Source organism: Stenotrophomonas sp. MMGLT7 (assembly GCF_021168555.1).
In the GTDB taxonomy this organism is placed as follows: Bacteria; Pseudomonadota; Gammaproteobacteria; order Xanthomonadales; family Xanthomonadaceae; genus MMGLT7.
In genome coordinates, this window is record NZ_JAJOZS010000018.1 from 15,833 (window position 1) to 31,375 (window position 15,543).

Annotated in this window: 15 protein-coding genes; 2 read left to right on the forward strand and 13 right to left on the reverse strand. The window is 70.9% G+C overall.

Features of this window, described 5'->3' with window-relative positions:
* Positions 1–227 precede the first annotated feature (227 nt).
* The 8 genes from trmD to ffh form a co-directional block, all read right to left on the reverse strand.
* The gene (gene trmD, locus LRX76_RS16995; RefSeq protein ID WP_231806818.1) at positions 228–986 is read right to left on the reverse strand and encodes a tRNA (guanosine(37)-N1)-methyltransferase TrmD; all 759 of its coding nucleotides are present in this window, start codon (positions 984–986) and stop codon (positions 228–230) included.
* Positions 987–1,207: 221 nt separating this feature from the next.
* The gene (rimM, locus tag LRX76_RS17000; protein WP_231806819.1) at positions 1,208–1,723 is read right to left on the reverse strand and encodes a ribosome maturation factor RimM; all 516 of its coding nucleotides are present in this window, start codon (positions 1,721–1,723) and stop codon (positions 1,208–1,210) included.
* 52 nt (positions 1,724–1,775) lie between these two features.
* Positions 1,776–2,036: a 30S ribosomal protein S16 gene (rpsP, locus tag LRX76_RS17005; protein WP_231806820.1), complete on the reverse strand. Its 261-nt coding sequence runs from the start codon at positions 2,034–2,036 to the stop codon at positions 1,776–1,778.
* A gap of 102 nt (positions 2,037–2,138) precedes the next feature.
* Positions 2,139–3,173: a M48 family metallopeptidase gene (locus LRX76_RS17010; protein ID WP_231806821.1), complete on the reverse strand. Its 1,035-nt coding sequence runs from the start codon at positions 3,171–3,173 to the stop codon at positions 2,139–2,141.
* A complete protein-coding gene (locus LRX76_RS17015) occupies positions 3,170–4,273 on the reverse strand; it encodes a YjgN family protein (RefSeq protein WP_231806822.1) in 1,104 nt (367 codons plus the stop codon). Before LRX76_RS17015 ends, LRX76_RS17010 begins: the two co-directional genes overlap by 4 nt.
* Before the next feature lie 162 nt (positions 4,274–4,435).
* Positions 4,436–5,233: an aminotransferase class IV family protein gene (locus LRX76_RS17020; protein WP_231806823.1), complete on the reverse strand. Its 798-nt coding sequence runs from the start codon at positions 5,231–5,233 to the stop codon at positions 4,436–4,438.
* Complete coding sequence (locus tag LRX76_RS17025; protein WP_231806824.1) at positions 5,230–6,300, reverse strand: nitronate monooxygenase; 1,071 nt, start codon at positions 6,298–6,300, stop codon at positions 5,230–5,232. Before LRX76_RS17025 ends, LRX76_RS17020 begins: the two co-directional genes overlap by 4 nt.
* A gap of 125 nt (positions 6,301–6,425) precedes the next feature.
* On the reverse strand, positions 6,426–7,805 hold the full coding sequence (gene ffh, locus LRX76_RS17030; RefSeq protein WP_231806825.1) for a signal recognition particle protein: 1,380 nt from the start codon (positions 7,803–7,805) through the stop codon (positions 6,426–6,428).
* A 142-nt stretch (positions 7,806–7,947) separates the two neighbouring features.
* Here ffh and ccsA point away from each other — a divergent pair, with 142 nt between their 5' ends.
* On the forward strand, positions 7,948–8,745 hold the full coding sequence (gene ccsA / locus LRX76_RS17035) for a cytochrome c biogenesis protein CcsA (protein WP_231806826.1): 798 nt from the start codon (positions 7,948–7,950) through the stop codon (positions 8,743–8,745).
* A gap of 61 nt (positions 8,746–8,806) precedes the next feature.
* Here the strand turns inward: ccsA and LRX76_RS17040 are convergent, their stop codons facing one another.
* Positions 8,807–9,415, reverse strand: coding sequence for a hypothetical protein (locus tag LRX76_RS17040; protein WP_231806827.1), 609 nt, complete (start codon positions 9,413–9,415; stop codon positions 8,807–8,809).
* A gap of 233 nt (positions 9,416–9,648) precedes the next feature.
* On the opposite strand from LRX76_RS17040, the gene LRX76_RS17045 reads away from it, so the two are divergent.
* Entirely contained in the window at positions 9,649–10,332 is a 684-nt protein-coding gene (locus LRX76_RS17045) for a hypothetical protein (RefSeq protein WP_231806828.1), read from the forward strand.
* Positions 10,333–10,494: 162 nt separating this feature from the next.
* On the opposite strand, the gene radA is transcribed toward LRX76_RS17045, so the two are convergent.
* The 4 genes from radA to LRX76_RS17065 form a co-directional block, all read right to left on the reverse strand.
* The gene (gene radA / locus LRX76_RS17050; RefSeq protein WP_231806829.1) at positions 10,495–11,883 is read right to left on the reverse strand and encodes a DNA repair protein RadA; all 1,389 of its coding nucleotides are present in this window, start codon (positions 11,881–11,883) and stop codon (positions 10,495–10,497) included.
* Between the two features lie 206 nt (positions 11,884–12,089).
* The gene (locus LRX76_RS17055; protein ID WP_231806830.1) at positions 12,090–12,473 is read right to left on the reverse strand and encodes an RcnB family protein; all 384 of its coding nucleotides are present in this window, start codon (positions 12,471–12,473) and stop codon (positions 12,090–12,092) included.
* 253 nt (positions 12,474–12,726) lie between these two features.
* Complete coding sequence (locus LRX76_RS17060) at positions 12,727–13,482, reverse strand: hypothetical protein (protein ID WP_231806831.1); 756 nt, start codon at positions 13,480–13,482, stop codon at positions 12,727–12,729.
* 82 nt (positions 13,483–13,564) lie between these two features.
* On the reverse strand, positions 13,565–15,451 hold the full coding sequence (locus LRX76_RS17065; RefSeq protein ID WP_231806832.1) for a tetratricopeptide repeat protein: 1,887 nt from the start codon (positions 15,449–15,451) through the stop codon (positions 13,565–13,567).
* Positions 15,452–15,543 lie beyond the last annotated feature (92 nt).

Consider the following 15,543-nt stretch of genomic DNA (forward strand, 5'->3'; position numbering starts at 1 on the left):
TAGGAGTCCGCAACCGGCCGCAAGGCCCGATGGGAATCCCGCATGATAGCCGAAGTTCGTGCCGTTGCGCCAGGGGCGGGGCGACGGAGACCTTCGCGGCGATGGGCCGGCCAGCGCAAGGCCGGATGTTCGACGATTCGCCGGCCTGCCGGGGCGCTTGCGGGCCAAGAAGCGGCGAGAACATGGATTGCGCGGACGGACGGACGGCTTGCGCCGCCCCGCACTCGCTAGGGAGCGGAATCTCCCGAGAGAGCCTGCCGCGCCTGCTCCAGCAGCGCGCGGTCGGCCTTGGACAACTGCTCCTCGTGCAGCAGGTCCGGCCGCCGCAGCCAGGTACGCAGCAGCGACTGCTGCCGCCGCCAGCGCGCGATGGCGGCATGGTTGCCCGAGCGCAGCACCTCGGGCACCTCGCCCAGCTCGTGGCTGGCCGGATGGCTGTAGTGCGGGCAGTCCAGCAGGCCCTCCGGCCCCTCGAAACTGTCCTGCTCGGCCGACTCGGCATCGCCCAGCGCGCCCTCCTGCAACCGGGTGACCGCATCGACGATCACCGCCGCGCCCAGCTCGCCGCCGGACAGCACGTAGTCGCCGATGGAGATCTCCTCGTCCACCTCGGCCGCCAGCAGGCGCTCGTCCACGCCCTCGTAGCGGCCGCACAGCAACACCAGCCGCGGCAGCGCCGCCAGCTCGCGGACCTTGGCCTGGGTCAGCGGCCGTCCCTGCGGGCTGAGGTAGATCACCGGCGCCGGCTGCGGGTCGGCCGCACGTACCGCCGCCAGGCAGGCACGCAATGGCTCGATCAGCATCACCATGCCGGGCCCGCCGCCGAACGGGCGGTCGTCGACGCGGCGGTAGTTGCCCTGAGCGTAGTCGCGCGGGCTCCACCCTTTCAGCGCCAGCAGGCCGCGCTCGCGCGCCCGCCCGACCACGCCGAATGCCGCGCACTGGTCGATGAACTCGGGAAACAGGCTGACGACGTCGATGCGCATCGGTTCGGGGATTCGGGATTCGGGATGGACAGCCTGCGGCTGTCGAAAGGCGTTCGGAATTCGTTGAGAGGCTAGCAGGCTTGCGCTCTGTCGATCCCGGGCGTTCTTCGACGCACGCGCAGAGCGACCGTAGGAGCGACTTCAGTCGCGATGGAGCTCTACCGGCAAGGCCTCATCGCGACTGAAGTCGCTCCTACAGAGACCAGACCTTGGGCAGGCGCTCAGAACTCCGGATCCCAGTCCACCACGATGCCGTCGCCGCCGAAATCCACCGACTTGACGAAATCCGGCTGCACGAACGGGATCAGCCGCTCGCGATCGCCGCGCACCACCAGCACGTCGTTGGCACCGGTGGAGAACAGGTGCGAGACGGTGCCGAGGGACCGGCCCTCGGTCGTGCGCACGTCCAGCCCTTCCAGGTCGACCCAGTAGTACTCGTCCGGCGCCGGCGGCGGCAGCGCGCTGCGGGGCACGTAGATCTCGGTGCCGCGCAGGGCCTCGACCTGGTCGCGCTCGGCGACGCCGGGGAAGCTCGCCACCAGGTGCTTGCCGGAGTCGCGTCCACGCGCGCCGGACAGCTCGGTTTCCTGGCCGGAGGGGCTGCGCAGGATCCATGGCTGGTAGCGGAAGATCGCCGCGCGCGGCTCGGTCCAGGACTCGAGCTTGAGCTCGCCGCGTACGCCGAAGGCGCCGACCACCCTGCCCAGCAGGATGCGGCGCCCGCTATCGTTGCTCATGTCGGCGGCATGCCAGCGAATCGGGCCGCGCCGACAGGCACGGCCCTGTGGATCAGGCTGCGGTGGCCTGGGCCTTGGCCGCTTCCTTGTACAGGTTGCGGACCTTGTCGGTCAGCTGGGCGCCGTTGGCGACCCAATGGTCGACGCGGGCCACGTCCAGCACGACGCGCTGCTCGGCACCCTGGGCGACCGGGTTGTAGTAGCCCACGCGCTCGATGTTGCGGCCGTCGCGCGCGCTGCGCACGTCGGTGACGATGATGTGGTAGAACGGACGCTTCTTGGCGCCGCCACGGGTCAGTCGGATCTTGACCATTGCAGTGATTCCTGTGTTGCCCAGTCGCCAGGATGGCGAGGTAAGCCTGCAAGTATAGGGCATCGCCGGTGCCGGGTAAAAGCCCCCGCCCCGTCCTGCCGCTCAGGGGCCGCGTGCCGCCGCCTCGGCGGCGCGGATCCGCTCCGGCGTCGGTGGATGGGTGGAGAGATAGCCGTCGATGCCCTGCCCGGCCCCCGAGTGCGCCTGCAGCCGGCGCATGATGCGGGCGAACGCCGACGGATCGATCCCGCGCCGGCGCAGCAGTTCCAGCGCGTAGGCATCGGCCTCGCGTTCGTGGCCGCGCGAGTAGCCGCTCTTCAGCAACACCGTGGGGACCGCCACCGCCAGCGACGAGCCGGACACGTCGCCGAACGCCACGCCTGCCGCGACCACCACCGCCGAGCTCTCGATGGCCTGGCGCAGCCCGTGCCGGTGCACGTGATGGCCGGCCTCGTGGGCGAGCACGGCCAGCAGTTCGTCGTCGTCCCCGGCAAGCTGCGCCAGCGCATCGGTCAGGTAGATCCGTCCGTCCGGCAGGGCGAAGGCATTGGCTCCCAGCGAGGGGGCCCGCGCGAACCGCAGCCGCATCTGCCGGTACCGCGGCTCGCCGGCGACCAGCGCGGCGAAGCGCCCGCGCAGCTGCCGCTGCCGCGCGGGCGGAAGTCGGCTCGGCTGCAGCTGCATGCGTTCGAGCAGCGACACCACCTGATTGCTGACCTGCGCCTCCATCGCCGGCGGGATGCGCTCGGCCAGTTGCAGCGCCAGCCACGGCAGTCCCACCTTCAGCGCCAGCACGGCGCAGGCGACGGCGACCACGACCGCGGCGGCGATCGCCGCGCGCCGGCGCTCCAGCCAGTCGGCCCAGGCCTGCACGCGGCTGCGCGGTCGTACGAACCATTGCGCCAGCAGCGGCGAGTCCGCGCATTCGACCTGGCCGTGGCCGCGGCGCCGCAGCACCCGCGGCAGGTCGCCGAGGCGGTTGTCGATCTCGATCTCGGCCAGCGGCCACTCCACGGCCGTGCCGGCCACATCGACGATCCGCAGCACGCGCTCTCCGGGCACGTGCTCCAGCACGACCTCGTGGGCCTGGCTCGAACGGCCGTCGTACCAGCGCCCGGCGAGCTGCTGCGGGTTCAAAAGCCGATGTCCCCCATGATGTCCAGCGCATCGGCCAGCTCGGCACCGGCCGCGCCCTGCTCGCCCGCGACACTGGCCATGAAGCCGCCGACGCCACCGCTGGCCAGCACTGCGAAATGACGGGCGCGATAGTGCGCCAGCCGCACGCGCGCCCAGGGCGTGGCCAGGCCCAGCGTGCACAGGATCGCGACCAGGTTGCTGGCGTAGATCCACAGCATGTCGCGCACCCGCAGCGTGCATTCGAAGCGGTGCCCTCCCTGCAGCCGGGTATTGCTCCACAGCAGGTTGGTATAGCGGGTGTGGACCAACGCCATCAGCGCGAACATGGACAGGTAGACGGCCAGCATCAGCACCACGATCATCGAGCCCAAGACCTGCTGCGCCGACCCAGCCTCCGCGCCGAGGACCTTGGCGCCCACCACCAGGCCGACCATCGCCACGACCATCAGCACCATCAGCGCGACGCCCGCGCCCAGCGCGATCAGGTAGGGAAGGTAGTAGCCACTGGCATCGCCGTGAAAGCGGAACGCCGCGCTGCCGAAGCGGTGGCCGTCGACCATGTACTGGTGCTGGCGCCTGCGCATCAGCGGGTACAGCAGCGAGCCGGTGATGGCCGAGAGGATGTTCCAGCCGAGGAACGGCCCGTAGGCCTCGCCGGCGGAGCCGACGAAACGGAAGCGCAGCCCGCGCCAGGCCGAGTAGCGCGCACGGAAGCGCAGGCTCAGGAACACGATCAGCGGCATGCACAGGAACAACGCCAGCGCCAGCAGCAGGTACAGCAACGGCAGGAAGTGCTGGCTCGCCACCAGCACGATCACCAGCGCGTAGGCGATCAGGCGCCCCTTCAGGATCCGCAGCGGATCGGCCAGGTACTCGAATGCCGAGCCGTCCACGCGGGTATTGCCGTAGAAGTAGCGCTCGCTGCGCACCTTGGCCCACGCCGAGTAGATGCCCAGGGTGAGGATGCTCAGCACCAGGTTGACGATCCAGATGCGGAAGTACTCGCCGGCGCGGCCATGGAACTGCGCCTGCAGGCGCACGGTTTCGGGAGCCGGCGGCGCGTCTTCCGCCAGCGATGACGATGAGGTGTGGTCCAGCATGGATGTCTCGGTTCCCCTGGGGCCGGCGGTGCGGCATGGTGCGGCGCTGGCTCGGACCGGATGGCGCATGGCGATGCCGGTCCTGGCTTCCCTTCCGGGCTTCCCCGCCCGGAGCCCGCCCATGTTAAACGACGAGGATGGCGAACACCGCGCCGGTGCCGCTCACAGCGGCTGCAGCGGCTGGGTTTCAAGTGCCCGCTGCAGCAATGCCGGCAGCTCCGGCGCCCGCGCCAGCGCATGCCCGTCGACCGAGTCGACCACCTGCTGGCCACGCGCGTTGCAGGCGAAGGCGGCCACCTTCGCGCCCAGCAATTCCAGCGGGACCGGCTGGACGACCTGCGGCACGCCGAGCTCGTCCAGTCCCGCCTGCAGCAGCCGTTCCTGGGTGCCGCGCAGCGCCGGCCCCTGCGGCCAGATCACGCGCCGTCCATCCCAGAGCCCCAGGTTCCAGACCGTCCCCTCGACCACGCTGCCCTGCGGATCGACGAACAGCGCGTCGTCGAAACCGGCGGCCAGCGCCTGCCGTCGGTAGTGGAACAGCGGGAAGGTGCCGACGTGCTTGAGCCCGGGACTGTCGCGCACGAAGCCCAGCGAGCGCAGCCGCAGCGCCGGCGCCGGCAACGCCGAGGCCGGCGTCGCCGCGACCAGCAGGTCCGGCGCGACGGCGCGCAGCGGGTCGCGGAAGTCGAACCGGCGCGAGAACACCGTCACCCGCAGCGAGGCGTCGTCGTCGCCGAATGCCGCCAGTGCCGCGCGCAGGTCGGCGCGTACCCGGCGCTCGTCGAGATCCGTGCCGAACAGCGCCTGCGTTCCCTGCCGCAGGCGCTGCAGGTGCAGGTGCAGACCGCGCACCGCGCCGGCGCGGACCTGCATCGAGGTGAAGTGGCCGTAGTTGACCAGCGCCGCCGCGGCCAGTGCCTCCGCATCGGCCGGATGGCCATTGCAGAGCAGCACGCTCACAGAAGCTCCTGTGCCTGCGCCCACCACGCCCGCAGCAGCGCCGCGGCCGGCTCGGCCCGGGCCAGCGTCGCCGACTGCCCGGCCCAGGCCTGCATCGCCGCCAGCCGGTTCTCGCGCGCGGCCTGCTGCCGCATCGGCGCGGTGAGGCCGCGCTGCACCGGGTACGGCCGCGGCGGTGGCGCCGACGGCGCGGCAGCCGCGCGCACGTAGTCGGTGGCCAGGGCGCGGCCGAGCCGGCCGGAGAAGGCCCGGGTCGGCCAGGTCGCCTCCGGCTCGGCCTCGGCCAGCGCGTCGGCCCAGGCCGGAGGCAGCGCGGCCTCGGGCGTGCGCAGCAGGCCGGTGCCGACCTGCACGGCGCTGGCGCCGAGCGTAAGCGCGGCGGCGATGCCGCGTCCATCGGCGATGCCGCCGGCGGCGACGACCGGGATGTCGAGGGCATCGGCCAGGCGCGGCAGCAGCGCGAACAGGCCGACCAGCTGGCGCTCGGCCGCATCGGCATCGAACGCGCCGCGGTGGCCGCCGGCCTCGAAACCCTGCGCGACCACGGCGTCGGCGCCGGCACTTTCGGCTGCGCGCGCTTCGGCCAGCGTCGTGGCGCAGGCGAACCAGGCGATGCCGGCCTGCTTGAGCCGCAGCACCTGGTCCGGACGGAACACCCCCATGATCGACGACGCCACGGCCGGACGGGCCTGCAGCAGCGCCTCGAACTGGGCGTCGAAGTCGGCCGGGCCGGCGTCGCCCGCCCCGGCCGGGACCTGCGGGCCCCATTGCGCCAGGAGGGCGCGGGTCGCGGCTTCGGCGGCGGCATCGCGGGCCGGCGGGGGATCGGGAACCCACAGGTTGACCTGCGCCGGGCCATCGCTGCCGGCGCGGAACTGCGCCATCCAGCGCCCGATGTCCTCCGGCGCCGAGAGCACCGCGCCCATCGCACCCATGCCGCCGGCATCGGCCACGGCGACCGAAAGCGGGACCGGGCAGGCCCCGGCCATCGGCCCGAGCAGGACCGGCAGGCGCAGGCCGAAGCGGCTGCAGAAGGAGGAAACGCGGGCCTGGATGTCGGCGTTCATCGGCACGATGCATGGCGGCGCGGGGCGCACCGGCGGGCATTGTCGCTCACCCGCTCGCCCGCTCGCCCTCATCCGCCCTTCGGGCACCTTCTCCCGCAAGCGGGAGAAGGGAAGAGCAGGCCCGCTCAGCGGAAGGGCAGGCCGCCGCGGCCGCCCATCGCCCCCATCATGCCCTTCATGCTGCGCATCATGCCCTTCATGCCGCCGCCGGCCAGCTTGCCCATCATCTTTTCCATCTGCTGGTACTGCTTCATCAGCTTGTTGACGTCCGAGGGCTGGGTGCCGGAACCGCGGGCGATCCGGGCGCGGCGCGAGCCGTTGAGGATGGCCGGGTTGCGCCGCTCCTTCTTGGTCATCGAACCGATGATGGCGATCATCCGCGGCACTTCCTTGCCGCCGGCGACCTGCTGCTTGAGGTGGTCGGGGATCTGGCCCAGGCCCGGCAGCTTGTCCATCAGCGAGCCGATGCCGCCCATGTTCTGCATCTGCTCGAGCTGTTCCTTCATGTCGTTGAGGTCGAACTTCTTGCCCTTGGCGACCTTGGCGGCGAGCTTGGCCGCCTTCTCCTGGTCCACCGTCTGCTCGACCTGCTCCACCAGCGACAGCACGTCGCCCATGTCGAGGATGCGGCTGGCGACGCGGTCGGGGTGGAACACGTCCAGGCCGTCGGTCTTCTCGCCGGTGCCGACGAACTTGATCGGGCGGCCGGTGATGTAGCGCACCGACAGCGCCGCGCCGCCGCGGGCGTCGCCGTCGGTCTTGGTCAGCACCACGCCGGTCAGCGGCAGCGCCTCGCCGAACGCCTTGGCGGTGTTGGCCGCGTCCTGGCCGGTCATCGAGTCGACCACGAACAGCGTCTCGGCCGGGTTGACCGCGCCGTGCAGCGCCTTGATCTCGGCCATCATCGCCTCGTCGATGGCGAGGCGGCCGGCGGTGTCGACGATCAGCACGTCGGCGAAGGACTTCTTCGCGTCGTCGATGGCGGCGCGGACGATGTCCACCGGCTTCTGCCCGGCATCGGAAGGGAAGAACAGCACCCCGACCTGCTCGGCCAGCGTCCGCAGCTGCTCGATCGCGGCCGGGCGGTAGACGTCGGCCGACACCACCATCACCTTCTTCTTGCGCTTCTCCTTCAGGTGCTTGGCGAGCTTGCCGACGGTGGTGGTCTTGCCGGCGCCCTGCAGGCCGGCCATCAGGATCACCGCCGGCGCCGGCACGTTGAGGTTGAGGTCGGTGGCGGCCGAGCCCATCACCGTGGTCAGCTCGTCGCGCACCACCTTGATCAGCGCCTGGCCCGGGGTCAGCGACTTGAGCACCTCCTGGCCGACCGCGCGCACCTTGATGCGCTCGATCAGCGCCTGCACCACCGGCAGGGCGACGTCGGCCTCGAGCAGGGCGATGCGCACCTCGCGGGTGGCCTCGCGGATGTTCTCCTCGGTCAGGCGGCCGCGCCCGCGCAGGCGCTCGATGGTGCCGGAGAGGCGCTGGGTGAGGGATTCGAACATGCCGGTGGTATCGCTATCGGAGACGGAAGCGGATTATAGCGGTCCGCCCTCCACCTCCCCATGACCCCCGGCCGCGGCATCCGGGACCGGCCGCCGCGCCGCTCCCGCGCCACAGGCCAGCGGTTGTGAGAGACTCCCATCGATGACAATCGTTCTCATCTCCATCGTCCTGTACCTGGCCGCCACCGCGCTGCTGGTCGCCGCGGTGAAGCGCCAGTCCGCCGGCGACCGCCATTGGCTGTGGCCGGCGCTCGCCGCCGTGCTGCTGCATGCCGGCTACCACGTCCTGGTGGCGGTGCGCAGCCCGGGCGGGGCGGACATGCACTTCTTCGCCGCGCTGTCGCTGGTCGGGCTGGGCATGGCCGCGCTGACCCTGCTGGTGGCCGCGCGCGGGCGCATGGCGGCGCTGGGCGTGGTCGTCTTCCCGCTGGCGGCGATGCTGCTGCTGGCCTACCAGGTCTATGGCCATGCCTACAGCCCGGAACTGGACTGGCGGCTGCAACTGCATGCCTGGCTGGCGCTGCTGGCCTATGCCACCCTCGGCATCGCCGCGCTGCTGGCCGGCATGCTGTGGCTGCAGGAACGTGCGCTGCGCAGGCGGGATTTCCGCAACTGGCTGCGCGCGCTGCCGCCGCTGACCGAACTGGAGACGCTGCTGTTCCGCACGATCGGCGCCGGGTTCATCCTGCTGACGCTGACCCTGCTCACCGGCGCGCTGTTCGTGGAGGACCTGTTCGCGCAGAAGCTGGTGCACAAGACCGTGCTCAGCGTGCTGTCGTGGATCGTCTTCGGCGCGCTGCTGCTCGGGCGCTGGCGCTATGGCTGGCGCGGCGCCAAGGCCGTGCACGGGACCCTGGCGGCGGCGGCGCTGTTGCTGCTGGCGTTCTTCGGCAGCAAGTTCGTGATCGAGCTGCTGCTCGGCCATCGCGCCGGCGCCTGAGCGGGCGTCCTTGCCGCTTGCGGGCGGTGCGCGAACGGACGCGATCCGCAACGCCCGGCCTTCAATCGCCGCCCGCCGGCACCTCCACTGCCGGCAGCGGCCACCGTGCCAGCGCGGCAAGGTCGCGCAGGCGGGCACGCGGCAGGCCCGCGGCAAGATCCCGGACCTCGCCGTCGCCATAGCCGCGGCGGCTGATGCCCAGCAGCAGCACGCCGTCGGGACGGCGGACGTAGCGATAGGCGTTCCACTCGACGATGACGCTGCCGTCGGCGGCGGGCGCAGAGAGCACGAAATCCAGCAGTCCATCGCCGTCGTTGCCCTGCTGCCGTATCTCATAGGTCACGTGCGGATCGAAGGCCTTGCGCTGCTCCAGCTCGCGGACCTTGGCCTGCAGTTGCCGCGCGGGGTCGGCATCGCCCAGCGCCAGGTCGAGCAGCAGCATCGCGTGGAAGCGCTCCACCGGCTGGCCGGCGGGCACGTACTCCTGCTTGTAGTAGCCAGGCCAGGGATGGCCGCTCCAGGCCAGGTGGAAACGCTCGCCCCCGAACTGCAGCGGACCGGGCACCGCCAGCAGGTCCGCCGGCGCCTGCGCATACGCCGCCGCGCACAGGGCCAGGCCCAGGCATGTGCCGGCGAGGCGGCGCAGTGTCGAGACGATGCATCCTTTCATGAACACCTCCAGCGAAGTCCATCGACGATACGCAAGCCGGTCGACCTCGGCAAACGCGCGATGCCTCTCGGCACCGACGGCCAGCGCTGGCGGGATCGAAGCATTCCCGCAGCCCCCTGCCCTGCCGGCAACGCCGTCGCCACGCTGCGCACGGGACACCTGCACTTCCCTTCGCGGCGAGTTGTGGCAGTGTTGGGCCCGCTGATTCTTCCCCATCACCCGACGGTATCCCCATGCGCAACATGCTCGACTTCAGCTCCTGGGCGGCCCTGCTGTCCACGCTGCTGGGACTGGTGCTGGTCTCGGTGATCGCGGTGGGCATCCGCCTGCTGGCGATGCAGACCGTGCAGCGCCGCCGCGAGCGCGAGAACCGCCAGATCAACGAGCGGCTGAAGACGCTGATCGCCGCCTACAAGACCCTGGGCGGGTCGTTCACCGGCGAACTGGCGGTGGACCCCGCGCACCTGCGCGACCTGCTCCGCAATGCCGCCGCGGATGCCGCCGCAACCCCGGTCACCACTTCCTCCGAGCGCCGCCGGCGGATCCGCGACGCGGTCGAGGCGGCGCTGTCGGACGTGATCCTGCTGGGCACCGAGGAACAGGTCCAGCTGGCGGCACAGGCGGCCAGCGACATGGTTGCCGGCCGCCGCGTCGAGACCGCGGCACTGGTCGCCTCGCTGCGGAACTTCATCCGCGCGGCGCTGGACCTGGAGCCGATCCCGGCCGGCCTGGCGATTCCCAACCAGGGCCCCCTGCGCACCAGCGGCGGCGCCAGCAAGCGCGGCGACGAAGGCGGCAAGGGTGGCGGTGGCGGTGGAGGCGGAGGTGGCGGCGGCGGAATGGGCGGCGGCGGCATGTCGCTGGGACGCGGCGGGCAGTCCGGCGACGCGATGGAACCGGACCGGCACGGCGGGTGAGCGGAGGCAGCCGGGCGGATGCGGAGCGGCCGACGGGAAGGCAGCCGGCCCGATACGCACGCGGGCCTCGCACCGAAGGAGGACCGCTCGTTGCCCCGCCGTCTGCGGCAACGGGGCGATATCGGGACCCTGCAAGCCCCCGACCCGGAATGCGCAGGCGCGTCAGCCCACCGCTTCCAGCGCCTGCGCCAGCCGCTCCACCGCGATCACTTCCATGCCCTTGACCGTACCGGTCTTGGGCGCGTTGGCCTTGGGCACGATGGCGCGCTTGAAACCGTGCGTGGCCGCCTCGCGCAGCCGGTCCTCGCCGTTGGGCACCGGCCGGATCTCGCCGGAAAGCCCGACCTCGCCGAAGGCCACGGTCTTCTCCGCCAGCGGCCGGTCGCGCAGCGAGGACAGCACCGCCAGCAGTACCGGCAGGTCGACGGCGGTCTCCTGCACGCGGATGCCGCCGACCACGTTCACGAACACGTCCTGGTCGCCGACCATCACCCCGCCGTGGCGGTGCAGCACCGCCAGCAGCATCGCCAGCCGGTTCTGCTCCATGCCCACGGCGACGCGGCGCGGGTTGGACAGCGGCGAGGAATCGACCAGCGCCTGCACCTCGACCATCAGCGGCCGCGTGCCCTCGCGGGTGACCATCACGCAGCTGCCGGGCTGGTGCGCGCTGCCGCCGGACAGGAAGATCGCCGAAGGGTTGGAAACCTCCTTCAGGCCCTTCTCGCCCATCGCGAACACGCCCAGTTCGTTGACCGCGCCGAAGCGGTTCTTGAACGCGCGCAGCACGCGGAAACGGCTGCCGCTCTCGCCCTCGAAGTACAGGACCGCGTCGACCATATGCTCGAGCACGCGCGGGCCGGCGATGCCGCCCTCCTTGGTGACGTGGCCGACCAGGAACACCGCGGTGCCGGTTTCCTTGGCGTAACGCACCAGCCTGGCCGCGCTCTCGCGCACCTGGCTGACCGAACCGGGGGCGGCGGTCAGCGTCTCGGTCCACAGCGTCTGCACCGAGTCGGCGACGATCAGCCTGGGCCGCGCCGCGCTGGCGTGCTGCAGGATGCTCTCGATGCCGGTCTCGGCCAGCGCGTCGAGCCCTTCCAGCGGCAGGTCCAGCCGTACCGCGCGTCCGGCCACCTGCGCCAGCGATTCCTCGCCGGTGACGTAGAGCACCGGCAGCGTACCGGCCATCTTCGCCAGCGCCTGCAGCAGCAGCGTCGACTTGCCGATGCCGGGATCGCCGCCGACCAGCACCACCGCGCCTTCGACCAGGCCGCCGCCGAGCACCCGGTCGAACTCGCCGATGCCGGTGGACACGCGTGCATGCTCGCTGTGCTGCACGTCCTTGAGCGCGGTGATCCTGGGCGCGTCGAGCTTGCCGGCCCAGCCGCTGCGGCGCGACGCCGGCGAGGCCGCGGCGGGGCCTGCGGAGGGGCTTTCGAGCACGATCTGGCTGAGCGTGTTCCATGCCCCGCATTCGCCACACTGCCCCTGCCACTTGCTGTACTCGGCGCCGCATTCGCCGCAGACGTAGGCGATCTTTGCCTTGGCCACGTTTAACTCGCACAGGTTGAAAGGCCGACAGGATAGCGGCCCGCGATCTCATCTCCTGCGAAGGGCCGGCCGCGGTCCCGGCCTCGCCTGCGTACGATCGAGCGGACGGCGTCCTCGCGAAGGTCGGGCCGGCGACCGCATCGAGGCTGCGGCCGCTACCCCGGCCCGCCGACCGGAACGCCATCGGCAGGCCGGCACGGGATCGCTCAGCGGCCGTGGTGTCCCGAGTTCAACAGCAGGTTGGTGATCACGCCGCTGGCGATGGCGACCAGCAGGAAATTGCCGGCGTCGTCGCGTACCCAGCGATGACGGTCGTCCGGCGGTGGCGGCAGGTCGTAGCGGCGATAGTCGTCGACCATGTAGCGCGGACCGTCGAAGCGGTCGCCGCGGTGCCACTCGCGCGGTGGACCGCCGCGATCGTCGCGGTCGCGGTCGCGGACTTGGCGATCCTCGGGACGCGGACCGCGGTCGTCGCGCCGGTCGTCGTGGTCGCGCCGGTCCGGCGGGTAGTAGTCCTGCGCCGCCGCCGGCAGCGAACCGGCCAGCACGAGTACGGCCCCCATCGCGAGAACGATGCGCTTGCTCTTCATGATCGGCTCCTGCGTTGTTGGATGGCCCATGCTGCCCATCCCGGGGCGCTGCCGTGTGTCATCGGCGACACATGGCCGAGTCGATCCAATGGCCATTCATGGACATGAGCGCGATGGAAACGGCACTCGCGAAACGACACGCCAGAACCACGACCCGGACAAGCGCGGCGCCCCGGTAGTCGCCGCCGTCCTGGACGCGTGGCACGTGCCCGGGCGGCAACTTGTCGATCGACCTACCTGCCTTGCCTTCGACTCAGCCAGCCGATGAGCCTATCCCCTTGCCCTGCCGGGCAAGAATCTCCCCCAGCACATCGGCCATGAAGAATGCTCGCTTCAGGCGCAGGTACGCGGCCATCGCCCCAGCCAGGCTGCCGACGAGTCCCCACATCGCCAGCCGGACCCAGGCGCACGGCTCGGCCAGACCAGCATGGCCTACCGCACCCAGCAACAGTCCGCTGGGCGCCTGCACATTGCAAAGCGCAGGACCATCGGCGGTGGTTTCAGCCAGTACCAGTGCCAAAGCCACGCCGGCCAGGGCCAGCAGCAACTGCAGGCGCCCGCCGTAGCGCTCCTTCCAGCTCTGCAGCATGGCCTGCAATCGCGGCCAGTCGTAGGAACTCCCGAAGCGATGCAGCAACAGCGTCGCGGCCCCCTCGACCCTGCGCTGCCGGGCCAGAAGACCGTGCCGCTCGCGCCGGTCCAATGTAAACATCACCGCTCCGATCTCCCCAACCACACACATCAGGCCGAGAACGGCCAGCACCTGGCTGGCCAACAACATACCCACCGGCAGGCTGCGTCCGTGGGCCAGCGCCAGGAACACGGCAATCGGAAACAGCGAAATTGCCAGCGCGTACAGATGCCAACCCAGGCTTCCGAAACGCTCCTGCCAGGGGCTGCGCCAGACACCTTCTCGCATGCGCCGGCTGGCAGCCTGCAAGGTAGCCAGCACCAGGTCATCCTCATGCGCATACCCGCGTACGGCCGCCGCCCTTGCCCATGTCTCCATGGGCCTATGAAGCCCGACACGAATCGCAGAGGCTGCGACGCTGGCGTGGGCTCATGCGCTCACGCCGCGACGTGGCGCCCGCTCAGCGCGCCTTGAGCAGTTCCGCCAGCCGGTCCGGCTTGCCGGCGATGCGCTCCAGATGCGGGTACAGCAAGCCGCCGCGATAGGCGATGCGCACGGTCTCGTAGCGATCGAACTTCTTGACCAGCAATTCGATCGGCGCCTGCCCGTCCCTGGCCGCCTTCACCGCTTGCTTGAGCTCGTCGCCGCTGTACTCGCGTCCGTTGACCGCGACCAGGGTCATGCCCGGTGCCAGCCCGGCGTCGAATGCCGGCCCGTCCCACAGCACGTCGCCGAGCACGCCCTTGTCGTCGGCGGCCAGGCCCAGCGAATAGGTCAGGTTGACGCCCTTGCCGCGGGCCTCGATCGCCTTGAACGCCTCGCTGGGCGTGTCGGTATAGACCAGCTTCCAGCCGTGCGACTCCAGCCCGCCGGTCAGCGGCCCATGGCCATCGACGCGGCCGCGCAGGAAGGTGGCCCAGTCGAACGGCGCGATGCCGTCGAGCGTGGCGACGATGTCCTCGAACGTGTACGGGTTGACGTCCCAGTCGCCGTTGCCCATGCCGAAGAACGCCTTGGCGAAGTCGTCGATCGAGCGCCTGTTGCCGCTGAGCTCGCGCAGCTTGCCGTCGACCTCCAGCCACACCATCTGCCCGCCGGAGTAGTAGTCCTCGCTCATCTGCCAGTTGCGGAACGCCAGCGGCCGGCGCTGGGCGATGGTCGGGTCGTTGGTGGTGTCCTGCAGGTTGCGCCAGGCCAGACCGGGACGGCCGCGATCGTAGGTGGCGGCGACGTTGGCGAGCATCTCCCGCGCCTGCTCCTGGGTCCACAGCCCCGAGCGCGCGGCCAGCACCTGGCCGAAGAACTGGGTCTGGCCCTCGTACAGCCACAGCAGGCTGTCGCCCATGGGCACGTTGAAGTTCGGCGTGGCCAGGTCGGCGCCGCGGCGGTACTTGCCGTTCCAGGAATGGTTGAACTCGTGCGGCAGCAGGTCGCGTCCCAGCCAGGTCTTGTCCCATTCGGTGAAGTAGCCGACCGCGCCGCTGTTCTCGCTGGAACGATGGTGCTCCAGGCCGATGCCGCCGAGCTTGCCGGTCAGCGCCAGCAGGAAGTCGTAGTGGTCGAAGTGGCGCGCGCCGTAGAGCCTGTCCATCTGCTGCACCAGCGCCTGGTGCGCCTTGACCTGCTCGGGCCTGGCCTCCAGGTAGCGGGCGTCGTCGGCGAACACGTTCAGCCGCACCGGCTGGCTGCCGCCATCCAGTTCGATGCGCTTGTGGTACTTGCCGGCGAAGATCGGCGAATCGACCAGGTCGTCGTAGTCGATCGGCTTGAAGGTGACCCTGTTGCCGACGCGGCTCTCGGTCTCCAGCGCGGTGGCGTAGTCCCAGCCCTGAGGCAGGGTCACGCTGGCCACGGTCTTGATGTTGCGGGCGTAGTAGCCGGCCGGGTACAGCGAGTTGCTGTTCCACTGCAGGTTGAGCATCTCCGGGGTCATCACCACCCGGCCCTGCCCTGCGCCCTGCGAGGACAGGAACTGGAACTCGGCGACGATCTCGCCGGCGCCCTGGGGCACGTCGATCTTGAAGGCGTAGACGTCGTACGGATCGCGCATCCACGGGATGACCTGCCCGGAAGCGGTCCTGACCGTGAGCCCGGCGACCTTGTCGATGCTGCCGCTGGGCGAGTGGTGGCCGGGGATCCACTGCGGGTACAGCAGCGTCATCGGCCCCGGCGTGGCCGGCATGGTGGTGCGCACGCGGAAGATGCGGCGGCCGATGTCGGTGGCGTCCACGTCGACCTTGAGCACGCCCGGATACGGCACGTCCTGCGGCGGCGCGGTCTGCGCGGCCAGCGGGGCGCACGACAGTGCGGCGAGCAGCGACAGCATCAGTGCGGCGGGTTTCTTCATCGGTTGTCCGGCTTGGGGCGATCCCCGATGCTAGTGCGCGCGGCAGCGCCCCCCCGCATGCCAAAGGTCATGGCCGGCGCGGATCGCCTGCC